General features: G+C 64.8%; 27 protein-coding genes. 21 read left to right on the top strand and 6 right to left on the bottom strand.

The features are described from left to right. Positions 1–82: 82 nt before the first annotated feature. From gshA to ptsP, 5 genes are all read left to right on the top strand, one after another. On the top strand, positions 83–1,372 hold the full coding sequence (gene gshA, locus EPN59_RS08665) for a glutamate--cysteine ligase (protein ID WP_293042619.1): 1,290 nt from the start codon (positions 83–85) through the stop codon (positions 1,370–1,372). Between the two features lie 110 nt (positions 1,373–1,482). Continuing rightward, positions 1,483–2,436, top strand: coding sequence for a glutathione synthase (gshB, locus tag EPN59_RS08660; protein WP_293042621.1), 954 nt, complete (start codon positions 1,483–1,485; stop codon positions 2,434–2,436). Between the two features lie 401 nt (positions 2,437–2,837). Further along, positions 2,838–3,335 (top strand): PTS sugar transporter subunit IIB, encoded by a 498-nt coding sequence (locus EPN59_RS08655; protein ID WP_293042623.1) that lies wholly within the window; start codon positions 2,838–2,840, stop codon positions 3,333–3,335. An 87-nt stretch (positions 3,336–3,422) separates the two neighbouring features. Beyond that, on the top strand, positions 3,423–3,692 hold the full coding sequence (locus tag EPN59_RS08650; protein ID WP_293042625.1) for an HPr family phosphocarrier protein: 270 nt from the start codon (positions 3,423–3,425) through the stop codon (positions 3,690–3,692). A 237-nt stretch (positions 3,693–3,929) separates the two neighbouring features. Further along, positions 3,930–5,669 (top strand): phosphoenolpyruvate--protein phosphotransferase, encoded by a 1,740-nt coding sequence (ptsP, locus tag EPN59_RS08645; protein WP_293042627.1) that lies wholly within the window; start codon positions 3,930–3,932, stop codon positions 5,667–5,669. A gap of 78 nt (positions 5,670–5,747) precedes the next feature. Here the strand turns inward: ptsP and moeB are convergent, their stop codons facing one another. The 3 genes from moeB to gpmA form a co-directional block, all read right to left on the bottom strand. After that, entirely contained in the window at positions 5,748–6,503 is a 756-nt protein-coding gene (gene moeB / locus EPN59_RS08640) for a molybdopterin-synthase adenylyltransferase MoeB (RefSeq protein WP_293042629.1), read from the bottom strand. 162 nt (positions 6,504–6,665) lie between these two features. Next, positions 6,666–8,228, bottom strand: a complete 1,563-nt coding sequence (locus EPN59_RS08635) for a S41 family peptidase (protein WP_293042632.1) — start codon at positions 8,226–8,228, stop codon at positions 6,666–6,668. Between the two features lie 401 nt (positions 8,229–8,629). Continuing rightward, a complete protein-coding gene (gpmA, locus tag EPN59_RS08630; protein ID WP_293042635.1) occupies positions 8,630–9,376 on the bottom strand; it encodes a 2,3-diphosphoglycerate-dependent phosphoglycerate mutase in 747 nt (248 codons plus the stop codon). A 202-nt stretch (positions 9,377–9,578) separates the two neighbouring features. Between gpmA and EPN59_RS08625 the strand changes: the two genes are divergently transcribed. The 5 genes from EPN59_RS08625 to EPN59_RS08605 all read left to right on the top strand — a co-directional run bounded on the left by EPN59_RS08625 (position 9,579) and on the right by EPN59_RS08605 (position 12,621). Then, positions 9,579–10,004 (top strand): rhodanese-like domain-containing protein, encoded by a 426-nt coding sequence (locus EPN59_RS08625; RefSeq protein ID WP_293042638.1) that lies wholly within the window; start codon positions 9,579–9,581, stop codon positions 10,002–10,004. After that, positions 10,001–10,264, top strand: coding sequence for a glutaredoxin 3 (grxC, locus tag EPN59_RS08620; protein ID WP_293042641.1), 264 nt, complete (start codon positions 10,001–10,003; stop codon positions 10,262–10,264). Before EPN59_RS08625 ends, grxC begins: the two co-directional genes overlap by 4 nt. Before the next feature lie 255 nt (positions 10,265–10,519). Next, complete coding sequence (gene secB, locus EPN59_RS08615) at positions 10,520–10,990, top strand: protein-export chaperone SecB (protein ID WP_293042644.1); 471 nt, start codon at positions 10,520–10,522, stop codon at positions 10,988–10,990. Positions 10,991–11,017: 27 nt separating this feature from the next. Further along, positions 11,018–12,016 carry an NAD(P)H-dependent glycerol-3-phosphate dehydrogenase gene (locus EPN59_RS08610; RefSeq protein ID WP_293042647.1) on the top strand — a complete coding sequence of 333 codons (999 nt, stop codon included), beginning with the start codon at positions 11,018–11,020 and terminating at the stop codon, positions 12,014–12,016. A 68-nt stretch (positions 12,017–12,084) separates the two neighbouring features. Beyond that, on the top strand, positions 12,085–12,621 hold the full coding sequence (locus tag EPN59_RS08605) for an O-acetyl-ADP-ribose deacetylase (protein ID WP_293042650.1): 537 nt from the start codon (positions 12,085–12,087) through the stop codon (positions 12,619–12,621). Between the two features lie 71 nt (positions 12,622–12,692). Here EPN59_RS08605 and trmL read toward each other — a convergent pair whose 3' ends face one another. Beyond that, entirely contained in the window at positions 12,693–13,163 is a 471-nt protein-coding gene (gene trmL, locus EPN59_RS08600; RefSeq protein ID WP_293042653.1) for a tRNA (uridine(34)/cytosine(34)/5-carboxymethylaminomethyluridine(34)-2'-O)-methyltransferase TrmL, read from the bottom strand. A 56-nt stretch (positions 13,164–13,219) separates the two neighbouring features. Beyond that, complete coding sequence (locus tag EPN59_RS08595) at positions 13,220–14,029, bottom strand: ComF family protein (protein WP_293042656.1); 810 nt, start codon at positions 14,027–14,029, stop codon at positions 13,220–13,222. Positions 14,030–14,114: 85 nt separating this feature from the next. Here EPN59_RS08595 and EPN59_RS08590 point away from each other — a divergent pair, with 85 nt between their 5' ends. From EPN59_RS08590 to EPN59_RS08555, 8 genes are all read left to right on the top strand, one after another. Next, positions 14,115–15,080 carry a methyltransferase domain-containing protein gene (locus tag EPN59_RS08590; protein WP_293042659.1) on the top strand — a complete coding sequence of 322 codons (966 nt, stop codon included), beginning with the start codon at positions 14,115–14,117 and terminating at the stop codon, positions 15,078–15,080. Between the two features lie 297 nt (positions 15,081–15,377). Next, positions 15,378–15,854: a DUF2244 domain-containing protein gene (locus EPN59_RS08585; RefSeq protein WP_293042662.1), complete on the top strand. Its 477-nt coding sequence runs from the start codon at positions 15,378–15,380 to the stop codon at positions 15,852–15,854. A 90-nt stretch (positions 15,855–15,944) separates the two neighbouring features. Further along, positions 15,945–17,615, top strand: a complete 1,671-nt coding sequence (gene coxB, locus EPN59_RS08580) for a cytochrome c oxidase subunit II (RefSeq protein ID WP_293042664.1) — start codon at positions 15,945–15,947, stop codon at positions 17,613–17,615. Positions 17,616–17,660: 45 nt separating this feature from the next. Beyond that, positions 17,661–19,271 carry a cytochrome c oxidase subunit I gene (gene ctaD / locus EPN59_RS08575; RefSeq protein ID WP_293042666.1) on the top strand — a complete coding sequence of 537 codons (1,611 nt, stop codon included), beginning with the start codon at positions 17,661–17,663 and terminating at the stop codon, positions 19,269–19,271. 139 nt (positions 19,272–19,410) lie between these two features. Then, on the top strand, positions 19,411–19,551 hold the full coding sequence (locus tag EPN59_RS08570) for a cytochrome oxidase small assembly protein (RefSeq protein WP_293042669.1): 141 nt from the start codon (positions 19,411–19,413) through the stop codon (positions 19,549–19,551). A gap of 37 nt (positions 19,552–19,588) precedes the next feature. Beyond that, the gene (locus EPN59_RS08565; RefSeq protein ID WP_293042671.1) at positions 19,589–20,182 is read left to right on the top strand and encodes a cytochrome c oxidase assembly protein; all 594 of its coding nucleotides are present in this window, start codon (positions 19,589–19,591) and stop codon (positions 20,180–20,182) included. Between the two features lie 63 nt (positions 20,183–20,245). Further along, positions 20,246–20,470, top strand: coding sequence for a DUF2970 domain-containing protein (locus EPN59_RS08560; RefSeq protein WP_293042673.1), 225 nt, complete (start codon positions 20,246–20,248; stop codon positions 20,468–20,470). A 113-nt stretch (positions 20,471–20,583) separates the two neighbouring features. Beyond that, the gene (locus tag EPN59_RS08555; protein ID WP_293042675.1) at positions 20,584–21,441 is read left to right on the top strand and encodes a cytochrome c oxidase subunit 3; all 858 of its coding nucleotides are present in this window, start codon (positions 20,584–20,586) and stop codon (positions 21,439–21,441) included. 202 nt (positions 21,442–21,643) lie between these two features. Here EPN59_RS08555 and EPN59_RS08550 read toward each other — a convergent pair whose 3' ends face one another. Beyond that, positions 21,644–21,853, bottom strand: a complete 210-nt coding sequence (locus EPN59_RS08550; protein ID WP_293042704.1) for a twin transmembrane helix small protein — start codon at positions 21,851–21,853, stop codon at positions 21,644–21,646. Between the two features lie 99 nt (positions 21,854–21,952). On the opposite strand from EPN59_RS08550, the gene EPN59_RS08545 reads away from it, so the two are divergent. The 3 genes from EPN59_RS08545 to EPN59_RS08535 all read left to right on the top strand — a co-directional run bounded on the left by EPN59_RS08545 (position 21,953) and on the right by EPN59_RS08535 (position 24,630). Continuing rightward, positions 21,953–22,699, top strand: a complete 747-nt coding sequence (locus EPN59_RS08545; RefSeq protein ID WP_293042677.1) for an SURF1 family protein — start codon at positions 21,953–21,955, stop codon at positions 22,697–22,699. Positions 22,700–22,925: 226 nt separating this feature from the next. Beyond that, on the top strand, positions 22,926–23,483 hold the full coding sequence (locus tag EPN59_RS08540) for a cytochrome C oxidase subunit I (protein ID WP_293042681.1): 558 nt from the start codon (positions 22,926–22,928) through the stop codon (positions 23,481–23,483). Positions 23,484–23,520: 37 nt separating this feature from the next. Continuing rightward, positions 23,521–24,630 carry a COX15/CtaA family protein gene (locus EPN59_RS08535; protein WP_293042684.1) on the top strand — a complete coding sequence of 370 codons (1,110 nt, stop codon included), beginning with the start codon at positions 23,521–23,523 and terminating at the stop codon, positions 24,628–24,630. Position 24,631 lies beyond the last annotated feature (1 nt).

The following is a 24,631-nucleotide window of genomic DNA, read 5'->3' as shown; positions in this document are numbered from 1 at the left end:
TTGCATCGAGCGGAATCGTCCCCAGATAGACTGCCGGTTTCCCTGCAAACACATTGCTTACAAAGTCCGCGAGTACGAGTTTATGGTCCCGCATCTGGTTACGGCGTTGAACGGCCCGCTCCTCGAACTGGAGCAGCGCATCCTCGGCGCGACGCCCGCCATTGAGCGCTGGTTCCGCCTCGAATGGCAGGAGCACACGCCGCCGTTCTACTGCTCGGTGGACTTGCGCAACGCAGGGTTCAAGCTCGCGCCGGTCGACACCAATCTCTTTCCCGGCGCCTTCAACTGCCTGCCGCAGGAAGTGCTGCCGCTCGCCGTGCAAGCCGCGATGGCCGCAGTCGAGAAAATCTGCCCCGACGCCAAGAACCTGCTCATGATTCCCGAGCAGCACACGCGCAACGCGTTCTATCTCGAGAACGTCGCGCGGCTCGCGACGATCATGCGCCAGGCCGGCTTGAACGTGCGCTTCGGCACGCTCGACGAGTCCATCTCCGGGCCCGTGACGATCTCGCTCGCCGATGGCCAGAAGATCGTCGTCGAACCGCTCGAACGCACGGCGCGCCGCGTGGGCCTGAAGAACTTCGACCCGTGCTCGATTCTGCTGAACAACGATCTTTCGGGCGGCATTCCGCCGATCCTCGAAAACCTGCACGAGCAATACGTGCTGCCGCCGCTGCATGCGGGCTGGGCCGTGCGGCGCAAGTCTACCCACTTTGCGTGCTACGACGACGTGGCCAAGAAGTTCGCGAAGCTGGTGGGCGTGGACCCGTGGATGATCAACCCGTATTTCGCGCACGTCGAGGGCGTGGACTTCGAGGCGCGCACCGGCGAGGAGGCGCTCGCCACGGCCATCGACTCGGTGCTCAAGAAGATTGCGAAGAAGTATCGCGAGTACGGCATCACCGAGAAGCCTTACGTCGTCATCAAGTCAGATGCGGGCACCGATGGCCGCGGCGTGATGACCGTGCACGATGCTTCCGAAATTGCGGCGCTCACGAAGAACGAACGTACGCGCATGGCGGCGACCAAGGCCGGGCTCGAAGTGCGCGACGTGATCGTTCAGGAAGGCGTCTACACGTTCGAGCGCATCGGCGACGAAGTGGCCGAGCCGGTCGTCTACATGATCGACCGTTACGTGGTGGGCGGTTTCTATCGCGCGCACGGCAGCCGCGAGCGCGACCAGAACCTGAATGCACCGGGCATGCACTTCGTGCCGCTCGGCTTCGAGCACACGGCGCTGCCCGATACGCGGGCGAAGCCGGGCGTGGCGCCGCCCAACCGCTTCTATATGTACGGCGTGGTCGCGCGGCTCGGGCTTATCGCGGCGTCGGTCGAACTGGAAAAGACCGATCCCGAAGCGATCCAGGTTTGACGCCCGCACGCTTGCGCACCTGCGCACCTGTACGACGTTTTTTCCCCGCAGCTTTCCGGACAACGGACAAACCGCGCCCGTGACGGGCGCCACAGAGACGTAGAGACGATATGGACATTCTTTTCATCGCCGATCCGCTCGAGCGATTTCGCATCTACAAGGACTCGACCTACGCGATGATGGCCGAGGCCGCGCGGCGCGGCCACACGCTCTACGCCTGCGAGCCGCGGCACCTCGCCTGGGTGAACGGCAAGGTCGAGGCCGATGTGCGGCGCTTCGAGATCGTCGGCGACCATACGGACCTGCATCGCGAGCGCTGGTACGTCGCGCAGAGCGCGTCGCGCGCGCTCACGAGCTTCGACGCGATCCTCATGCGCAAGGATCCGCCGTTCGACATGGAATACGTGACGTCCACGTGGCTGCTCGAAATGGCCGAGCGGGCAGGGGCGAAGATCTTCAACCGTCCGCAGGCGATCCGCGACCATTCGGAGAAGCTCGCCATCGGCGAGTTCGGGCAGTTCGTCGCGCCGACGCTCGTCACGCGCAACGCCGCGCGTCTGCGCGCGTTCCACGAAGCGCACGGGGACGTGATTCTGAAGCCGCTCGACGGCATGGGCGGCATGGGTGTGTTCCGCGTGAAGGCGGATGGCATGAACCTCGGCTCGATCATCGAGATGTTGAGCGAGGACGGCGCACGCAGCGTGATGGCGCAGAAGTTCATTCCCGAGATCAAGGACGGCGACAAGCGCATTTTGCTGATTGGCGGCGAACCCGTGCCGTATGCGCTCGCGCGTATTCCGCAGGGCAACGAGGTGCGCGGCAACCTCGCGGCGGGTGGACTTGGCCGCGCGCAGCCGCTCACCGCGCACGACATGGAGATCGCGAAGACGCTCGGACCGACGCTCGCGGCGCGCGGCCTGCTGCTCGTCGGTCTCGATGCGATCGGCGACTGGCTCACCGAGGTCAACGTGACGAGCCCGACGTGCTTTCGCGAGATCATGGACCAGACGGGTTTCGATGTGGCCGGGATGTTTATCGACGCACTGGAGCGCGCAGCGGCTTGAATCCGGCCGCGCCGGCGGCATCTCCGGGAGAGGCGCGGATAAAACGCGTGCGCGGCGCAGTGCCGAAGCAATCGGAGGGCTTCCGGACAACTGTAGCCAGGCTGCCCCGGCGACTGACGACACGCGCTGTGTGGCGTGCGCGCAGCGCGAGCAAAACGGTTCGTCTCGCGCGAAAATGTCCCTGCTACAATGCCGCGAGCCCGCGTTCCGGGCAGGCTGCCTGGCGTCGACATGACGCTGCCGGCATGACCGCGCGGCGCGTGTTCCGACCCTGTGGACCCACGGCTGGCCACAGGCTCGGCGCAGCCGGTAGCGATCGAAGGGATCGAAGGGATTAAAGCGATCGATCGAAGGGATCGGCCGGGGCGACAACCGAAGCCGTTTTTTGCAGTCAGGCTGACATGGCAGGGATTCTGATCATTGCGCACGCACCGCTCGCCACTGCGCTACGCGAGTGCATCGCTCACATCTATGGCGGTTGTCCCGCGCGCATCGGCGCGCTCGACGTGTCGCCGGACAGCGACCCGGCTGAGGTCGTTGCGCAGGCCAACGCGGAAATCGAGCGCCTGCGCGAAGACAACGGCGCGCTCGTGCTCACCGACATGTTCGGCGCGACGCCCTCGAACATCGCCGCGCGGCTCGCGTCGGTGCCTCAGGTGAGGGTGCTCGCGGGCGTGAATCTGCCGATGCTCGTGCGCGCTGTCTGCTACCGCGCGACGCCGCTCGACATGCTGGTGGAAAAGGCGCTCGCCGGGGCGAGCAAGGGTGTCCAGGCGATTTCGCCGGCCATGCCGCCGCCTGCGGACCTCTCCTGCATTCCGGCGCCGGGCGCGTCGACGCCGTGCGCCGAGGCTGGCGCAGCGCTCGCAGGCGCGAAGCTGAAGCCAGCCGACGCGTGAGCGCCGCGCCCACGCCAGAACCCGCGAAGCCCGGAAAGCCGCGAACCGAACAAGCCTCACTCCATATACTGCGCCCGGATTGAACCTATGCTGCAACAAGAAACGACCATCGTGAACAAACTCGGCCTGCACGCGCGCGCGTCGGCGAAGCTGACCCAGCTGGCAGGCAACTATCAGTCCGAGGTCTGGATGAGCCGCAACGGCCGCCGGATCAACGCGAAGAGCATCATGGGCGTGATGATGCTGGCGGCGGGCATCGGCAGCACCGTGCTGATCGAAACCGAAGGCCCCGACGAAGCCGACGCGATGGGCGCGCTGCTGAAGCTCATCGCCGACAAATTCGGCGAAGGCCAGTGACCGCTACCTGCTGTCACTGAATGGCTCGACGCCGCGGATTATCCGCGGCGTTTTTGTTTGCGCGCGTTTGTGCGTGTTCGTGCGGCCAGATCGGCGGTGGCCGCGTCGTCGTGTCCCGGTAAACGACAGGTCACGAGACGGCACGACGAACGCGCAGAATTTATAATTCAATTCGGGGTCTGAGAGGGCTGCATTGCAGCGGTTTGCCGCGGCATCACAAAACCAGAGGAGGTGCGCGTGCCGTTCACGCTGCATGGTATTCCCGTGTCACGCGGTATCGCCATCGGGCGAGCGTATCTGATCGCCCCGGCCGCACTCGACGTCGACCACTATCTGATCGAACCCGAGCAAATCGAAGCCGAGATCGAGCGCTTTCGCGCCGGCATCGCCGTGGTCGAGCAGGAACTCGATGCGCTGCGCGCCGATCTTGCCGTCGATGCACCGTCCGAGATGGGCGCGTTCATCGGCGTTCACCTGATGATGCTGCGCGACGTGATGCTCGTGCAGGAGACCATCGACCTCATCCGCACGCGCCGCTTCAACGTCGAATGGGCGCTCACCGAACAGCTCGATCGCCTCTCACGCCATTTCGACGACATCGAAGACGAGTACCTGCGCGAGCGCAAGGCCGACATCGAGCAGGTGGTCGAGCGCGTGCTGAAGGCGCTCGTGGGCGCGTCGCCCACGGTGCCGCACGGCGGCTGCAACGAAATGATCGTGGTCGCCCACGACATCGCGCCTGCCGACATGCTCCAGTTCAAGACGCAAAGCTTCCAGGGTTTCGTGACGGATCTCGGCGGCCGCACGTCGCACACGGCGATCGTGGCACGCAGCCTGGGCATTCCGGCAGCGGTCGGCGTGCAGCAGGCGAGCGTTTTGATCCGCCAGGACGATCTCATCATCGTCGACGGCGACCACGGCATCGTGATCGTCGATCCCGCGCCCATCGTGCTCGAAGAGTACACGTACCGCCAGAGCGAAATGGCGCTCGAGCGGCGCAAGCTGCAGCGCCTCAAGTTCTCGCCGACGCAGACGCTCTGCGGCACGAAGATCGAGCTCTACGCGAACATCGAGCTGCCCGAGGACGCCCAGGCTGCGGTCGATTCGGGCGCGACCGGCGTGGGCCTGTTCCGCACCGAGTTCCTGTTCATGAACCACAAGGACCATCTGCCGGAAGAGGAGGAGCAGTTCCTTGCCTATCGCCGCGCAGTGGAGTTGATGAACGGGCTGCCCGTGACGATCCGCACGATCGACGTGGGCGCGGACAAGCCGCTCGAAGCGATGAACGCCTCGGACGGCTATGAGACAGCGGTGAACCCGGCGCTCGGCCTGCGCGCGATTCGCTGGAGCCTCTCCGAGCCGCGGATGTTCCTCACGCAGTTGCGTGCGATCCTGCGCGCTTCGGCGTTCGGCAACGTGAAGATCCTGATCCCGATGCTCGCGCACGCGCAGCAGATCGACCAGGCGCTCGCCCTGATCCGCGAAGCGAAGCGCCAGCTCGACGAAGCGGGGCTCGCCTACGATCCGAACATCAAGGTGGGCGCGATGATCGAGATCCCGGCGGCGGCGCTTTCGCTGCCGATGTTCCTGCACCGTCTCGACTTCCTCTCGATCGGCACGAACGACCTGATCCAGTACACACTCGCAATCGACCGCGCCGACAACGCCGTCGCCGATCTCTACGATCCGCTCCATCCGGCCGTGCTGCAACTGATCGCGCATACGTTGCGCGAGGCGAAGCGCGCGGGCGTGCCGGTGTCGGTGTGCGGCGAGATGGCGGGCGATCCGGCGTACACGCGCCTGTTGCTCGGCATGGGGCTCACCGAGTTCTCGATGCTGCCGAGCCAGTTGCTCGTCGTGAAGCAGGAGATCTTGCGCTCGCAACTAAAGACCCTGGAAAAACCCGTGGCCGAAGTGCTGGCGGCTTACGAGCCCGAGGAACTGCAGGCGGCGCTCAAGCGTGTCGTCAGTGCGTGAGGCGCGGTGTAGAAACGGCGCACGGTAACGAAAAGCACGCAGTAACGAACAAGCCTCGGCACATGCCGGGGTTTTTTTTCACGCGTGGCGCGTGCCGCAGACCGGGCAGTCCGGCTGCCGCGCAATGCGCATCGTGTTCCACTCCATGCGCAGGGAGTCGAGCATCATGAGCCGGCCGACGAGCGGCGCGCCGATCTGGCCGATCACGCGCAGCGCCTCGGCGGCCTGCATCGCGCCGATGATGCCCACCGTGGGCGCGAACACGCCCATCGTTGCGCACGCCACTTCCTCGAATGGCTGATCCTCGGGGAACACGCACGCATAGCAGGGCGAGGCGGGATCGCGGAAGTCGAAGGTGCTGATCTGGCCGTCGAAGCGCAGCGCCGCGCCCGAGACGAGCGGCACGCCGTGCGCGACGCACGCGCGGTTGATCGCATGGCGCGTCGCGAAGTTGTCGGTGCAATCGAGCACGACCGTCGCGCCGGGCACGTTCGCGTCGAGCCACGCGTCGTCGATGCGAGCCTCTACCGCGTTCACCTTCACCTCCGGATTCAGCCGCGCGATGGCGTGGCAGCCCGACTCCACTTTCGCGCGGCCAACCGACGCCGTGTCGTGCATGATCTGCCGCTGCAGGTTCGTGAGATCGACTTTGTCGTTGTCGACGAGCGTGATCGTGCCCACGCCCGAGGCCGCGAGATACATCGCCGCGGGCGAGCCGAGTCCGCCCGCGCCGACCACGATCGCGTGCGCGTCGAGAAAGCGCTGCTGCGCCTCGATGCCGATTTCGTCGACGAGAATGTGGCGGGAATAGCGGAGGAGTTGATCGTCGTTCATCGCGTTGCGCGGGGGGAGTGGGGCGTGGGGCGTCGCGACAGGCCGGGATTGCGTGCTGCGCGCCGTGGATTCGATGTTGTTATTTTAGCCGCGCGCGGGGGGGCCCTTTGTTCGCCCCTTTGCCGCCGTTTAACGGCAAAGGGGCGTGTGCTGCAGGAACCGTTACTTCGGCTGCGGAGCCGAAGCCGGCGCTGCGTCGCGCGGCACCATGATCAGGGTGGCGGGCTTCACGGCGATCGGCGCCGACGACGACTGCTCGGGCTTCTGCTGCGCGAGGCGGCGCTCCATGAGCGACTTCGATTCGATGACCGGCTTGCCCTGCAGCTTGTTCAGGGCCTGCTGGAGCATGAAGTCGTCCTGCGTGCCGAACTCGACCGGCTTGCGGTCGCGGTCCTTCTGGCGCTGTTCCGGCGTCTTCTTGTCGTTCTGCTCTTCGAGCTGGCGCAGCATATCCATGCGCTCCTGCTCGCGCAGGTCCTGCTCCTTCTTCTCGTTCGGGTCCTGCGTGTTCGCGAGGTGGTTCGAGTAGTCGACTTCGCGCGTGACGAGTGCGTCGTCCGGATCGCCTTCGGCGTACTGGTCGACCGGATAGTCAGGACGGATGCCCTTGTTCTGGATCGAGCGGCCGCTCGGCGTGTAGTAGTACGCGGTCGTGAGGCGCAGCGCCGTGTCGGCCGTCATCGGGCGAACCGTCTGCACCGAACCCTTGCCGAACGTCGTCTTGCCGACGATCAGCGCGCGCTTCTGGTCCTGCAGCGCACCGGCCACGATTTCCGATGCCGACGCCGAATACGCGTTCGTCAGCACGATCATCGGCACGGTCCTGAACTCGGCGGCCTCGTTCTTCAGCGGATCGCCGTCGAACGACGGCAGGCGGTAGTTCTCGTAGGTGTCGCGATAGACCTGCTTGGAGTCCGGAATCTGGCCGTTGGTCGAAACCACGACCGAATCCGGCGGCAGGAACGCGCCCGCGACGCCGACTGCGCTTTGCAGCAGGCCGCCGCCGTTGTTGCGCAGGTCGAGGACGACGCCCTTGAGGTTCGGCTCCTGACGTGCGATGTCTTGCAGCTTCGCCGCGAGGTCGGGGACCGTGCGCTCCTGGAAGCTCGTGATGCGGATATAGGCGTAGCCGGGCTGCACGATCTTCGACTTCACGCTCTGCACCTTGATGATGGCGCGCGTGACGGTGAGCGGGAAGGTGCGGTCGTCGGTCTTGCGGAAGATCGTGAGCGTGACCTTGGTGCCCGGCTCGCCGCGCATCTGCTTGACGGCCTGGTCGAGCGTCATGCCGCGCACGGGCTTGTCGTTGATGCGCGTGATGAGGTCGCCCGGACGGATGCCGGCGCGGAACGCGGGCGTGTCCTCGATCGGCGAAATCACCTTGATGAGGCCGTCTTCCGACGAAATCTCGATGCCGAGGCCCGCGAAGCGGCCGCGAGTCTGTTCCTGCAGCTCCTGATAATCCGTCTTGTCCAGATACGAGGAGTGCGGATCGAGGCTCGACACCATGCCCTTGATCGCTGCAGTCAGCAGTTTCTTGTCGTCGACCGGCACGACGTACTCATGCTTGATCTGCCCGAACACTTCGGCGAAGAGCCGCAACTGGTCGAGCGGCAGCGGCTCCATGGGGGTCTGCTGCGCCGAGGCGGAAATCTGCAGCGTCGCGAATACGCCGGTTGCAAGGCCAGCGGCGATCAGGCCGATGTTTTTCAGGTTCTTTCGCATAGGGATTGTTGCGTGCGGTCTAAACGCACGTGACGGCGTCTTATGGAATAGCGATGGGCAAGTATAACTGCACACCTGTCGGGGGAGTGCGGCCCGTGCAACACGCGCCGACGATTCCGGGTTCGACAGCGTACAGTTCATGCGGTTCGCAAGAAACGGTATGGCAAACCCTGGCCGGGCAGGAACTGGCGTGAAACTGTCGCGAGGCTGGCGGTTGTGCTGGTAAGGCAGCCGGAACGCGCAGCGGGGAAGCGGCTCGAATCCGCCCGCCGCGAAGGCGGGCGGATTGCCGGGTCGGAAGCGAAAAAGCCCGGCAAGCGCTCTTCATAAGCCGGGCAAAAACATCTGAAAGCCGGTGAAAGCTGGTGCAAGCGGGGCAATCAATGCGGCATGGGCCGCGCTTAGCCCGCCTTGCCCTGACTCGCGACTGCCGCCTGTGCTTTGGCAATCGCTTCGGCGTCGCCGAGGTAGTAATGCGTAATGGGCTTGAGGTTCTCGTCCAGTTCGTAGACGAGCGGCACGCCGTTCGGGATGTTCAGGCCGACGATGTCGTCGTCCGAAATGTTGTCGAGGTACTTCACCAGCGCGCGGATCGAATTGCCGTGCGCGGCGATCAGGATCTGCTTGCCCGACTTGATGGCCGGTGCAATCGACTCGTTCCAGATCGGCAGCACGCGTGCGACGGTGTCTTTCAGGCACTCGGCGAGCGGCAGCTCCTCGCGCCGGACCTTCGCGTAGCGCGGGTCGTTGTACGACGTGCGCGGATCGGCCGGATCGAGCGCGGGCGGCGGCGTGTCGTAGCTGCGGCGCCAGACGAGGACTTGCTCGTCGCCGTACTTCGCAGCGGTTTCGGCCTTGTTCAAACCGGACAGCGCGCCGTAGTGCCGCTCGTTCAGGCGCCACGAATGCACGACCGGCAGGTACATCTGGTCCATTTCGTCCTGAACGAGCCAGAGCGTGCGGATCGCGCGCTTGAGCACCGACGTGTAGGCGATGTCGAACGCGTAGCCGGATTCCGTGAGCAGGCGGCCTGCCTGCCGGGCTTCGCGGACGCCCTGTTCGGTGAGGTCGACGTCGACCCAGCCGGTGAATCGGTTTTCCTTGTTCCACGTCGATTCGCCGTGGCGGATGAGCACGAGTTTATACATGCGGATAAAGGCCGGTAGTAAGGAAGCGGTAAACGGGGACGGGCGGCACGCCGGAACAACCTGCGCAGCCGTATCCGGTACTTCATGGCTGCTATGGGGCGCATAACGCCAGCAACGCGCCCGCGACAAGCGCTTATTTTATAATGGACAGGTTGCCCAATCTGGATTTCCCCCGATTTCTCTTTTTCCCGGCGAATCTTCCGTGACGTTCTTTACCAATTACATCAACCTTGTACTCATTGCGATCGTCCTCATATCCGGAGGGTTGCTCCTGTGGCCGACGCTTTCGCGCGGCGGGCGCCGCGGCGTCTCTGCCGCCGAGGCGACGCAGCTCATCAATCGCCGCAATGCGGTGGTGATCGACCTGCGTTCCGCGGACGACTTCGCGAAGGGACATCTGCCTTCGGCCCGCCAGATTGCGTTCGGCGAACTGGAAGGCAAGGTGGGCCAGTTCGTGAAGAACAAGAGCAATCCGGTATTGCTGGTCTGCCAGACGGGCCAGCAGTCGCACAAGGCGCTGCGCGTTGTGAAAGATGCCGGTTTTGCCGAAGTCCATGTCCTGGACGGCGGCGTGAACGCCTGGCAACAGGCCGGCATGCCGGTCGTGAAACAAGGAGGTTCGAAGTGAGCAAGGTGGTCATGTACAGCACCCAGGTGTGCCCGTATTGCCAGATGGCCGAGCGTCTTTTAAAGTCGCGCGGCGTCGAACACATCGAGAAGGTGCTGATCGATCTGGAGCCGACCCGTCGCGAGGAAATGATGACCCGCACCGGCCGCCGGACCGTGCCGCAGGTTTTCATCGGCGAGACGCACGTGGGCGGTTTCGACGACCTCTCCGCGCTCGATCGCGCCGGCGGCCTGATGCCGCTGCTCGAAAAGGCGGCCTGAGCGCCGCCTGAGCGCCGCCCGCCCGCAAGGGCGGCTGGCGCCGCGTGACATTTTTCCGCGTGGTTTTCGCGTGTTCCAGCGGGCATGATGCCCGCGCGGCCCGTCGTGCCGCGCGGGCTTGCTGCTGTGCGGCGCCGCCCGCCGCGATGACCGCAGCGATGTTCGCCGCGAGTTCGCCGTGACGTCGTAAAGCACGTTGTATGCGTAGTTTGTCGTTTGCTGCTGCAATCCATTTAATCAGGGAAGCCAATTACCATGTCTGACGAGAACAACCAGCCGTTCTTCAACATCCAGCGCATCTACCTCAAGGACATGTCGCTCGAGCAGCCGAATTCGCCGGCTATCTTCCTTGAGCAGGACATGCCCTCGGTCGAAGTGGAAGTCGACGTCAAGGCCGAGCGCCTCGCCGATTCCGTCTACGAGATCATCGTCACGGGTACGGTCACCGCAAAGGTGAAGGACAAGGTTGCGTTCCTGATCGAAGCAAAGCAGGCTGGCATTTTCGACATCCGCAACATCCCTGAAGAGCAGCTCGACCCGCTCGTCGGCATTGCTTGCCCGACGATCCTGTTCCCGTACCTGCGCTCGAACATCGCCGATGCGATCACGCGTGCCGGCTTCCCGCCGATCCACCTCGCCGAGATCAACTTCCAGGCGCTCTACGAGCAACGCCTGCAGCAGATCGCGCAGCAAGACGGCGCCGCGCAAAGCAACGCCACCCACTGATCCTGGCCACCGGTGCGGAGTAACGCAATGAAAGTCGCCGTGCTCGGCGCCGGAGCGTGGGGTACCGCGCTGGCCGGCCATCTGGCCCGCGCGCATGACACGGTGCTGTGGGCGCGCGACGCCGCGCTCATCGGCGCCCTGCGCAATACGCACGAGAACGCCCGCTATCTCGCGGGCGTCTCGCTGCCGCGCACGCTCCAATACGAAACGGATCTCGCCGCCTCGCTCGACCATGCGTCGGACGAGGCGGCGCTCGTCGTGCTCGCGACGCCCGTGGCCGGCTTGCGCGACCTGTTGCGCACGATGCGCGACATGGGCCGCGTGCCCGCGCACTTCGTCTGGCTCTGCAAAGGCTTCGAGGCCGAGACGCAGCAGCTGCCGCATCAGGTCGTGGCGGCCGAGCTGCCCGATCACGGCAGCAACGGCGTACTCTCGGGACCGAGCTTTGCGCGCGAAGTGGGCGCAGGGCTGCCCGTCGCGTTGACCGTCGCGAGCGCGTCGGCGGCTTGCCGCGAGCGCACGCTCGCCGCATTCCATCACCGTGCGATGCGCATTTACACCGGCGACGACGTGGTGGGCGTCGAGGTTGGCGGCGCGGTCAAGAACGTGCTCGCCATCGCTACCGGCATTTCGGACGGCCTCGGGCTCGGCCTGAATGCGCGGGCCGCGCTCATCACGCGCGGTCTCGCCGAGATGACGCGCCTTGGCGTGACGCTTGGCGGACGCGCGGAAACCTTCACGGGGCTTACGGGCCTCGGCGACCTGATTCTCACCGCCACGGGCGACCTGTCGCGCAACCGCACCGTGGGCATGCAGCTCGCGAGCGGCCGCACGCTCGACGACATTCTGGGCGCGCTCGGCCACGTCGCAGAAGGCGTGCATTGCGCGCAGGCCGTGCTGGCCATCGCGCGCGAGCACGGCATCGAGATGCCGATCACGCAGGCGGTGTGCGCCGTGCTGTTCGACGGCGTCACGCCGCGCGACGCCGTGAGCGCGCTGCTCAGGCGCGACGCAAAGGCGGAGTAGGGCGCGCGCTTATCCGGCAATTCGGGCAGGCAACCCGGGCGCGCGCTGCTAGCAGGATGGAGGACGACATGCTCACCATCGGAATCTGCAGGATCGAGTCGCGCGTGGCCGATATCACCACGCTCGATGTCGATGCGATCGTCAACGCGGCGAATACTTCACTGCTTGGCGGCGGCGGCGTGGATGGCGCGATTCACCGCGCTGCCGGGCCGGATCTGCTGCGCGAGTGCGAGACGCTCGGCGGCTGCGCGACCGGCGACGCCAAAATCACCCGCGGCTACCGTCTGCGCGCGCAGCACGTGATTCACACCGTCGGCCCGGTCTGGCACGGCGGCGGGCATGACGAGGCGCGGCTGCTGGCATCGTGCTATCAGCGCTCGCTTGCCTGTGCGCATGCAGCCGACGTGCGCAGCATCGCATTTCCGGCCATCAGTTGCGGCGTCTACCATTTTCCGGCCGACGATGCCGTCGCCATTGCCACGCAAACGGTGATCGCGGCGCTGCCGGATTACCCGGAACTCGAACGGATCATCTTCGCCTGCTTCGACAACGCGATGCACGCGCTCTACCAGCGCGAACTCGGCGCGCGCACGGGCAAACCGTGATGCGGCTTCGTTTGTCTCCGTAACCGCCGCTGCATCTGCCCCGCTGTATCTGCCCCGCTGTATCGGCCGGTTTATTCGCCGCCAGCGAACCCCGCCTGACGCCACGCTTCGAACACGACCACCGCGACCGTATTCGAGAGATTGAGGCTGCGGTTGTCGGGCCGCATCGGCAGGCGCACGCGCTGGCCGTTCGGAAAGTGCGCGAGCACCGCGTCGGGCAGCCCGCGCGTCTCCGCGCCGAATACGAACCAGTCGCCCGGCTGGAATGCGCGCGCATGAAAGCGCCCGGAGCCACGCGTCGTGAACGCGAACATGCGCGACGGATCGGGTGTTTCGGCGGCGAGGAAGGCGTCCCAGTTGCGGTGGACGTGCATCTGCGCGTACTCGTGATAGTCGAGGCCCGCGCGGCGCATTTTTGCGTCGTCGAGCGGGAAGCCGAGCGGCTCGATCAAATGCAGCCGCGCGCCCGTGTTCGCGCACAGACGAATCACGTTACCGGTGTTCGGCGGGATTTCCGGTTCGACGAGAACGACGTTGAACATGGTGATGAAAGTCGATGAAAAGCAGTTGTGTCTAGCCGTTGCGCTAATTCGGCCCGTCAATCTTTCGACGTGCGCAGCGCGACGAAATTCGTCACGCGCCGTGCGCCGGCAGTCTTCAGCGTGCGCGCGAGCGCATCGAGCGTGGCGCTGGACGTCATCACGTCGTCGACCACGCCCACGTGCAGGCCGCGGACCGGCTTCGTCAGCGCAAACGCGCGTTCCACGTTGCGTCGGCGCGCATCGCGGTCGAGCCGCGATTGCGCCGCCGTGTGAAGCGCGCGGCGCACGAGCGTCGCATCGGCGCGCTGACCGAGTGCGCGTGCGAGCGGACGCGCGATCTGCCACGCCTGGTTGTAGCCGCGCTCGATCAGACGTTTGCGCGAGAGCGGCACGGGCACGAGCACATCGGGGTGGTCGGCGGGATCGAGCGCGTCCCCGGCGATCCGCGCGAGTTGACCGGCGAACGCCGCACCCGCCGCGAGCTGCGCGCGGAACTTCAGGCCGAGCACCAGCAAGTCGAGCGGCGCACGATAGTCGCCCAACGCGAGCGTGGCGTCGAACGCGGGCGGCGTGTCCACGCAAGCGCCGCAACGGTAGCGCGGCCCATGCGCGGCGCGTCGCGCCCCCGCGAGCGGCATCGCACACACGGTACAGCGCAGGCGCGGCTCGTTCCAGCAGAGCGCCGCACAATCGGCACATAGCGTCGTGCGCGACAAATTGCCGCACAATACGCACCGATTGGGCAAGGCGAACTGGGTCAGCCAGGGCCACTGCGCCCGTGCGACCTGAGAGACGCGCACGCCGATCCGATGGCTTCGACGGCATGCGCGGCGGATGGCGGGCAGTAAAACAGGCGATGGCGGCATCGACGGACGGCCCGGGTGCGGACTCGCGAACTGAAAGCTTGGGAGTGAGCGAGTATACTTCGCACACTTCGCCAATACGACCGACATGTCCTTGTCTTCCGCCAGACCCGGCCGTCCGGCCTACGATCCCCGGCATTTGCGGCGGATTTTCGACCGCCGTGCCGCGACCTTCAATGAGGTCGCTTTCCTGCCACGAGAAATCGCTCAGCGCATGCGCGAGCGGCTCGACTACATCAAGATGACGCCCGCGAGCGTGCTCGACGCGGGCTGCGGCCCGGGCGAGGACCTGCCCGGCTTGCGCGAGCGCTTTCCTGAGGCGCCCGTCTTCGGCACCGATCTCTCCTTCGCGATGCTCCAGCGCGCGCTGCGCCACGACGCGGGCGACACGAGCTGGCGGCGTTTCCTGCCGGCCTCGGTTGGGCGCGCGCTCGGCTCGCGCGGTCCGCGCTTCACGCAGGCCGATTTCGCCGAATTGCCGTTCCCGCATGGCACGTTCGAGCTGCTCTGGTCGAACCTCGCGCTGCACTGGCATCCGCGCCCGGACCTCGTGTTCGGCGAATGGCAGCGCGTGCTCAAGGTGAACGGCCTCTTGATGTTCAGCACGCTCGGCCCCGAGACGTTCAACGAGCTGCGCGGCGCCTGGGCCGAAGTCGAGGCTGCGCACGGCGTGCCGACGCGCAAGCATGTGATCGACTTCGTCGACATGCACGATCTGGGCGACATGCTCGTCGAAAACGGCTTCGAGATTCCGGTCATGGACCAGGAGACGCTCACCGTCACCTATCGCTCCGCCGAGAAGCTGCTCGCCGACGTGCGCCGCTGGGGCGCGTATCCGTTCGAGCGCGAGGCCGGCATGGGCCACGCGGCGCGCCGCCTGCACCGCGCGTTCATCGCCGCGCTCGAAGCGCGCAAGCGCGACGACGGCACGATCCCGCTGACTTTCGAAGTCATCTATGGGCACGCCTGGAAGGCCGTGCCGCGCACCACCGCGGACGGGCACGGCATCATCCGGCTCGAAGACATCGGCCGCGGTCCGACAAGGAACCGCTGAAGCCACTGAAGCTGCTGAGGCAATCGCGCGGCCTTTGCCGCGCCCGGGAATCCCGGCTGAACCGCCTTCAAAAGAATCGGCTAAAAGCCCGAAGATCCTTGACTGGCAAGGGTTTGACGGATATCAAGGTTGCCTTGCCGGCACAGGTGTTCGCGTTATAATGCGTCAGTTTGTCGCGCAAAGGTGCACTAATTCCAATGCGTGCGGTACCGATGCCTACAGAGTTGTGCGAGGTTGTGCGAGGCGCCGGGCAGCGATAGTCTGAGGTTGTTGCAGTGCTGGGGGCGGGAGACAGCGATGCAGACGTCCGATCTGCTGGCGAGTCCGGAGCCGGTTCTGAAGGACTGGACCATGAAGCGCAACTGTTCGCTCTCCCCCAGGCAATTCATGTGCTTCTATGCTTCTCTGGCATTCGTATCCATCGCAATCGCCGTTCTGCTGTTGATCAACGGTGCCTGGCTGGTGTTGCCGTTCACTGGCATCGATCTGTTGGTGGTGGGGTGCGCCTTTGCCGTCTATGCGCGCCATGCTGTCGATTACGAACGAATCAGGCTGTATCCGAACCGGCTGGTGATCGAACAGGTCAGCGCGGAACTGCGCTCCCGGTTCGAATTCAATCCCCGCTGGGTCCGGGTCGAGCCGGGCGTGATGCTTCGCGATCCGGTGCGTCTCGTGTCCCGCGGCCAGTCGGTCGCTGTCGGGTTGCATTTGCCGCAGTATCGGCGTGCACAGTTCGCGCGGGAACTGTGCGTGTGGCTCGCGTGCGGCGCCTGAGCGGTGCATTTCATCCCGGGGATTGGCCCGGGTGCCTGGCCGCCGTCCGTGCGCACGATGCGAAACCTTCCTGCGGGGTCGAGGGTTGGAATGGAAAATATGGGTAAGGAAGCGATGAAAACAATCAAGCGAACCCTTTCGGGCGTGCCGGCATCCTGCGGACTCCTGTTCGCTGGCGCGGCCCAGGCGGTGGGCGACAGTCCCGGCGGCCCACGGGTCAACCAGATCAATCTGCAGCCGCCCGTGACCAAAATCGCGGAGCAACTCTACAACCTCCATACAACGATGCTGATCCTGTGCACCGTGATTTTTGTCGGTGTGTTCGGCGTCATGTTCTATTCGATCTTTGCGCATCGAAAATCGAAGGGCCATCAGGCCGCGCACTTCCACGAAAGCACCACCGTCGAAATCCTCTGGACCGTCGTGCCGTTCGTCATCGTCGTGCTGATGGCGCTGCCTGCGACCAAGGCCGTCGTCGCGATGAAGGACACGTCCAACGCCGACATCACGATCAAGGTCACCGGCTATCAGTGGAAGTGGGGCTACGACTACGTGAAGGGGCAGGGCGAAGGCATCAGCTATCTGTCGACGCTCAGCACGCCGCGTGAGGAAGTGAACGGCCAGATGCCGATCAGCGACACGTATCTGCAGGAAGTCGACAACCCGCTCGTCGTCCCGGTCGACAAGAAGATCCGCATCATCACCACCGCGAACGACGTCGTGCACTCGTGGTATGTGCCCGCCTTCGGCGTGAAGCAGGATGCGATTCCGGGCTTCGTGCGCGACACGTGGTTCAAGGCCATCAAGACCGGCACGTATCGCGGTTTCTGCACGGAACTGTGCGGCAAGGAGCATGCGTTCATGCCGGTCGTGGTCGAAGTGCTCTCGCAGGACGACTACGCGAAATGGGTTCAGATGCAGAAGGCGAAGATGGCGTCCGCCTCCGACGATCCCAACCGGACCTATACGCTCGCCGAACTGAAGGAGCGCGGCCAGAAGGTGTACACGTCGAATTGCGCGGTCTGCCACCAGCCGACCGGCAAGGGCGCGGGCGCATTCCCGGCGCTCGACGGCAGCAAGGTCGCGAACGGTCCGATCGGCGCGCATGTGAGCCTCGTGCTGCACGGCAAGAACGCGATGCCCACGTGGGGGCCGGTGCTCAACGACGTCGAGATCGCATCGGTCATCACCTTCGAGCGCAATTCGTGGGGTAATCACACCGGCGACATTCTGCAGCCGCGTCAGGTGGCCGATGCGCGCAACGGCAAGCTGCCCGAAGGCGGCGACCATATGGCCGACGCGGGCGCGGCTGGCGGTGCGGCTGCCGCGGGTGCCTCGGGTGCCGCGGGTGCGGAGACTGCGAGCGGCGCGGCGGTGAGCGGCGCAAGCGGCGCAAGCGGCGCAAGCGGCGCCGTCGAGGCATCGGGTGCGGCGCAGGCGGGCGCATCGCTGCCGGCCAGCATCTATTTCGACATCGGCAAGAGCACGCTGCCTGCCGGCGCGAAGGATGCGGTTGCGGCGGCCGCCGACTACGCGAAGGCTCACCCGGAGGCGAAGTTCACGCTCTCGGGCTACACCGACGCGAGCGGCAACGCCCACGCGAACGAGGAACTCGCGAAACATCGTGCACAAGCGGTACGCGACGCGCTGAAGGCCGCGGGCATCGCCGACGATCACATCATTCTGAAGAAGCCGGAAACGGTAACCGGTGGCGGCAATGCCAGGGAAGCGCGACGTGTAGAGATCAACGCGGCAGCCTGAACGCTCGACCGGGTACGCAACGCAGCATTCGCTTAGGAGGAAGTCATGTCTAGTATTGGACACGATGTCGCGGGCCACGGTCACGTTCACGGCGACCATGCGCACGCGACGCCCCACGGCTGGCGACGCTGGCTGTTCGCGACCAACCACAAGGACATCGGAACGCTGTATCTGATCTTCTCGTTCACGATGTTCCTGTCCGGCGGCGTGATGGCGCTCGCGATCCGCTCCGAGCTGTTCGAGCCGGGCCTGCAGATCATGCGGCCGGAGTTCTTCAACCAGCTCACGACGATGCACGGCCTCATCATGGTGTTCGGCGCGATCATGCCGGCGTTCGTCGGCTTCGCGAACTGGATGGTGCCGCTGCAGATCGGCGCGTCGGACATGGCGTTCGCGCGCATGAACAACTTCAGCTTCTGGCTCCTGCCTGCTGCCGCGTGTCTGCTCGTCGGTTCGTTTTTCGCACCGGGCGGCGCGACCGCCGCGGGCTGGACGCTCTACGCGCCGCTCTCGACGCAGATGGGCCCCGGCATGGACTTCGCGATCTTCGCGGTGCACATCATGGGCGCCTCGTCGATCATGGGCAGCATCAACATCATCGTGACGATCCTGAACCTGCGCGCGCCGGGCATGACGCTCATGAAGATGCCGATGTTCGCGTGGACGTGGCTCATCACCGCGTACCTGCTGATTGCCGTGATGCCGGTGCTCGCGGGCGCGATCACGATGCTCCTGTTCGATCGCCACTTCGGCACGAGCTTTTTCAACGCGGCGGGCGGCGGCGATCCGGTGATGTACCAGCACATCTTCTGGTTCTTCGGCCATCCCGAGGTCTACATCATGATCCTGCCGGCGTTCGGGATCATCTCGCAGGTGATTCCGGCGTTCGCGCGCAAGCCGCTGTTCGGCTATAGCTCGATGGTCTACGCCACGGCATCGATCGCGATTCTCTCGTTCATGGTCTGGGCGCACCACATGTTCGCGACCGGCATGCCGGTGACGGGCCAGCTGTTCTTCATGTACGCGACGATGCTGATCGCCGTGCCGACCGGCGTGAAGGTGTTCAACTGGGTCGCCACGATGTGGCGCGGCTCGCTCAGCTTCGAAACGCCGATGCTGTTCGCGATCGGCTTCCTGCTCGTGTTCACCTTCGGCGGCCTCTCGGGCCTCATGCTGGCGATGGCGCCGCTCGACATCCAGTATCACGGCACCTACTTCGTCGTCGCGCACTTCCACTACGTGCTGGTGGCGGGATCGCTCTTCGCGCTCTTCTCCGGGTGGTACTACTGGTCGCCGAAATGGACCGGCTGGATGTACAACGAAACGCGCGGCAAGATCCATTTCTGGTGCTCGCTGATCTTCTTCAACCTGGCGTTCCTGCCGATGCACTTCGTCGGCCTCGCCGGGATGCCGCGCCGCTACGCGGACTATCCGGCCCAGTTCACCGACTGGAACCAGGTGATCACGATCGGCGCATTCGGTTTCGGGCTTTCCCAGGTGTATTTCCTGTTCGCCGTGGTGCTACCTGCCTATCGCGGCGGCGGCGAGCTGGAACCGGCGCCGGATAAGCCGTGGGACGGCGCAACCGGCCTCGAATGGACCGTGCCGAGCCCGGCTCCGTTCCACACGTTCGAGAACCCGCCGACGGTCGAGTAATCCGTCGACGGGCAATGCCCGAATACCCGGCTGTGTACGCGCGGCGCGCACGGCCGGGAATGAAAGGCAGGGGACGAACAACAGGAAGCGTCGAAAAGAAAATAACGCAGCGCCATTTGCAGCGAGCAGTCAAACACGCATGAACCGGAATTCACAAAAAAAACGAACGCCCGGGCAAATCCGCGCGGGCAACCTGCGACTCGGCCTGATCCTGCTCGCCGTCGTCGTCGTCTTTTTTGTGAGCGCCATCGTCAAGCAGGTGTACTTCGGCGGACATTGAGCCGGTGCGTCCTGCGAGGAACGTAAGAGGTAGTCCGATGCCCACGCAACAAACGCGCAGCGACCGCGCCTTCAATCGTTCGATGCTCATCAAGCTCGTGATCGTGGCGATCCTGATGTTTGGCTTCGGCTTCGCGCTTGTGCCGATGTATCGCGCGATCTGCCAGATCACGGGCGTCAACAACCTCGTGCAGCGCGACGCCACCGAGCGCGACGCGCGCAACATGCAGGTGGACATGACGCGCACGGTGTCGGTCGAGTTCGATGCGAACGCACACGGGCTGCTCGCGTTCAAGCCGGAGCAGTCGAATCTCGACGTGCATCCGGGCGAAGTGATGACCGTGATGTACGACTTGTCGAATAACGAAGGGCGCACGGTGAACGCACAGGCGATCCCGAGCTACGCACCGAAGCAGGCGACCGAGTACTTCCGCAAGATCGAGTGCTTTTGCTTCACGCAGCAGACGCTGAAGGCGGGCGAATCGCGGCGCATGCCGGTGGTGTTCGTGATCGATCCGAAATTGCCAAAAGACGTGAAGACGATCACGCTGTCGTATACGTTCTTCGAATTGAATACGCCGACGGCGGCGAACACGCCGCCAGCGGCACAGAGAACCGGCGCCGGCACGTAAGGCCGGCAGGGCGCGGCAGAGGGTGCAATACGGCACAACACGGCGGACGGAGACACGACGCCCATGAACGGCGGAACGGACGGAGAGGGCGGCGCAGGGAAGAAGAAGAGCGGCGTGCTGCAGCTTTGCAGGGCGATTGCGTGGTCGTTCATGGGCGTGCGCAAGCGCGCGGATCTCGAGTCCGACGCGGCGCAGCTTCACCCGCTCGCGCTGATCATTGCGGGGTTGCTGGGCGCGGCCATCTTCGTCGGCGTGCTGCTGCTGGTCGTGCACGCCGTGGCGGGGTAGCGTGCGAGGATGTCCGACGTTGCCCGACGTCGCGCACAGCAGGCAGCGCGAAGGCATGGCGAAGACAGCAAGCTGGAATATTTACGGAGCAACTGGAAATTGGAGAATCAGGTATGAGCGGCCAAAACGATAGCCCGTACTACTTCATTCCGCACCCGTCGCGGCATCCGATCAGCGCGTCCATCGGCCTTCTCGTCATGCTCGCGTCGCTCGCCTCGTGGATCAACGGCGAGTCCTGGGGGCCGATCGGAGTCGCGGTTGGCCTGCTCTGGGTGCTCTTCACGCTGTGGCACTGGTTCGGCGACGCCATCGCCGAATCGGAAGGCGGCATGTACGGCAAGCGCGTCGACGCGTCGTACCGCTGGAGCATGAGCTGGTTCATTTTTTCCGAGGTGATGTTCTTCGGCGCATTCTTCGGCGCGCTCTTCTACGCGCGCGCGATTGCGCTGCATCAGCTCGGCAGCCTCGACTACAAGCTGATCTGGCCGGACTTCACAGCCGTGTGGCCGAACACGGGGCCGGGCGAGCTGGTCTCGCAGTTCCGCTCGATGACGCCGTGGCCGGTGCCGACGATCAACACGGCGCTGCTGCTCTCGTCGGGCGCGACGCTCACCGTCGCACACCACGCGCTGCGCGAGAATCATCGCACCAAGGCCATCGCCTGGCTCGCCGGGACGATCGTGCTGGGGCTGAGCTTCCTCTGCCTGCAGGCGTTCGAATACATTCACGCCTACACCGAATTGAATCTCACGCTGGCATCGGGCATTTATGGCTCGACGTTCTTCCTGCTGACCGGCTTCCACGGCTTTCACGTGTTCCTCGGCGGCACGATGCTGACGGTGGTGATGATCCGGCTGATTCGCGGCCACTTCACGGCCGAGCATCACTTCGCATTCGAAGGCGCGGCGTGGTACTGGCACTTCGTCGACGTCGTGTGGCTCGGCCTGTACATCGTCGTGTACTGGCTGTAGGCGAATAGGTGAATAGGCGAAAGCGACGCTGCGCATGGCGCGGACAATGAATCCGCGCCATGCGTGAAGCCGAAAAAAGAGTCGAAGAGCCTGATGACGTACTGAGAACGCGCCGTGGCCGACTTCGTCGGCGCGGCGCTTTGTCCTTGCGGGCCGCACACACCGACGCAGATGCAAACGCGCGTACGCGACCGGGGCGATCCTAGCGGCCGTACGGAATGCCGGTTGACTGGATCCAGCCCATCCAGTGCGCAAAAAGGATGAAGAGGAAGAGTGAGATGGAGAGCCCGACGCGCGTCGCGAGCGACCAGACCATCCTTTTGGTGCGACCGCGGTCGTGCATCATGAAGTAAAGTGCGCTGATCAAGCTCGCAATGATCAATGCAAACGCAATAGGAACGAGGATGTGCATGAAGTTCACGGAATCCGCCATGCCTGAGAGCCATGGCTTGATTATGTCACCGCGCGCCGGCGGACGGCGGTCGATCGATTTTCGCGGGGAGCGTGCGCGATGAAGATCCGGCTCGTTCCCGTATTGCTGATTATGTTCGTCATGGCCGTGACGATCCGGCTCGGCTTCTGGCAGCGCGACCGCGCGCATCAGAAGGAAGCGCTGCAGGCGCACATCGAAAGCAACGAATCGGCGCCGCCGCTCGCCGTGGGCGCGACGCCGCTGCCGCTCAAGGGTATCGAATTCCACCGGGTGCGCGCGACCGGCACGTTCATGCCCGAGCGCGCCGTCTACCTCGACAACCGGCCGTACAACGACCAGCCGGGCTTTTACGTCGTGATGCCGCTCAAGCTGCAGGACGGCGGCTATGTGCTCGTGAACCGGGGCTGGCTGCCGCGCAACTATGAAGATCGCACCGTGATCGGACCCTTCGACACGCCTTCCGGACCGGTCGAAGTGGAGGGCATCGCGCGCGCGGATGCCACACGCGCCTATGATTTGGGAGCGGAAGACTCTGCGCTGCATCAAAAGATACGGCAAAATCTCGACGTTACGTCGTATGCGACGGAAATCGGACTGCCGCTTCAGCCGTTCGTGATCCAGCAGACAGCCTTTGTGCCAGCGGCGAAAGACGGTCTTGTGCGCGATTGGCCGCAGCCGGATTTCGACGTCGACCGCAACTATGGCTACATGCTCCAGTGGTGGGGAATGGCTGCCGCAGCGCTTGTTTTTGGCCTTTATGCGGGCCGTCGCGCTGCGACAAAAGCGCGCAGCGCGGGTGGCGATCAGACCGCGAAGGGGGCCTGACGATCCACCGGAATGGTGATTCGCGCTGCTGATGTTGCATGGCGCGGATTGCAAGGAAAGACGCGCTGCCTTCGTAACACATCAACAAAAGGAAGAGGTTCGAGCAGTGTCGACACAAACCCCCCGTTCGCCACAGGCTGGCAGCGACGCCGCGCCCCTTCGCGCGGCGGGCTCGCCCTTGCGCACGGACGGCGCTCCTGCGAGCGCGCGGCGGGGGAGCCGCTGGATGGTGTGGCTGATCGCGCTGATCTGCGCGGCGCCCATTGCGATCTCGTACTTCGCGTATTACGTGATCAAGCCGAAGGGCGGTTCGACGAGCTACGGCACGCTCATCGAGCCGCAGCGCCCGATTCCCGACGCGCTGACCGTGACCGGCGACGACGGTCAGATGGTCCCGCTCGCGTCACTGCGCGGGCACTGGCTGATGATTTCGGTCGATGGCGGCGCGTGCGGCGAGCCGTGCGCGACCAAGCTTTATTTCATGCGCCAGGTGCGCGCGACGCAGGGCGCGGAGCGCGAGCGCGTCGTGACGCTCTGGCTGCGCACCGACGACGCACCGGTCGCGCAGGTGCTGAAAACCGCCTACCCCGACACGCGCATGCTGCGCGCCGATCCGGCTGCGCTCGCGCAATGGCTGCCCGCCGCGCAAGCGATGAAGGACACCGATCACATCTACCTCGTCGATCCGAACGGCAATCTGATGATGCGTTTTCCTGCGCACGCGGATCCGTCGAAGATCAAGGGCGACGTGACGAAACTGCTGAAGTGGTCGCGCATTGGATAACGCGCGGCGCACGCTTTTAACGCTGACAAGGTAAGGAATGTTCATACTGGAGCTGGGTCTGATCGGTCTTTGCATCGCGCTGCTGCCGCTCTCCTGGGTGTGGGTGAAAGCCGACGACAACAAGTTCCGCAAGCTCGTTTGGGTGACGACGTTCATGACGCTCGACCTCGTGATGTTCGGCGGATTCACGCGGCTCACCGACTCCGGCCTCGGCTGCCCGGACTGGCCCGGATGCTACGGCACGTCGTCGCCGTTCATCGCGCATGCACAGATTGCCGCCGCGTATGCGGCGATGCCCACCGGCCCGGTCAGCCTGTCGAAGGCGTGGATCGAGATGATCCACCGCTATTTCGCGATGTCGATCGGCGTGCTGATCATCGCGCAGACGGCGATTGCCTGGCGCGCGCGCATCAAACGCCTGCCCCTCTCGGTTTCGCCCTGGTGGCCGACGGCGCTGCTCGGGCTGATTCTCGTGCAGGGTATCTTCGGCGCATGGACCGTCACGATGAAGCTGCAGCCGATCATCGTCACCACGCACCTGTTGCTCGGGCTCGCGCTGCTCGGCACGCTCGGCTGGCTCGCGGCGCGCATCACGCCGCTGCCTGCGTACGAACCCGAGACGGGCGGCTGGCGCGCCGCGGCGCTTGCAGCGCTCGCGTTGCTCGTGGCGCAGATCGCGCTCGGCGGCTGGGTGAGCACGAACTACGCGGTGCTCGCCTGCACGGATTTCCCGACCTGCAACGGTGCGTGGATTCCGCCGATGGATTTCCATCACGGTTTCCATCTGTGGCGCGCACTCGGCATGGACGGCAACGGCGACGTCATCACCCAGGACGCGCTCGTTGCAATCCACTGGACGCATCGGACGTTCGCATTCGTGGTGATCGCTTATCTGGTATGGTTGGCTTTCAGATTGAGACGCTTCGAATCGCTACGGCGTCCTGCAAATTGGGTTCTTGTCGTAGTCCTGATTCAGTTTTTGACGGGGCTGTCGAACATCGTGCTGCAATGGCCGCTCGCCATCGCAGTGGCGCATAACGGCGGGGCAGCGATCATGCTGCTTCTGGTCGTCATGCTAAACTTTCGAATCGCTTACAGCCGCTCCGGCCGCGCCGTTATGTCAGCGCGCGACGCCGCACCGGCCTAAT

The sequence above is a fragment of the Paraburkholderia sp. genome, from assembly GCF_004298475.1.
Classification (GTDB): Bacteria; Pseudomonadota; Gammaproteobacteria; order Burkholderiales; family Burkholderiaceae; genus Paraburkholderia; species Paraburkholderia denitrificans.
Note: the sequence above shows the minus strand (reverse complement) of the source record. Positions and strands in the feature narration are given on the sequence as shown.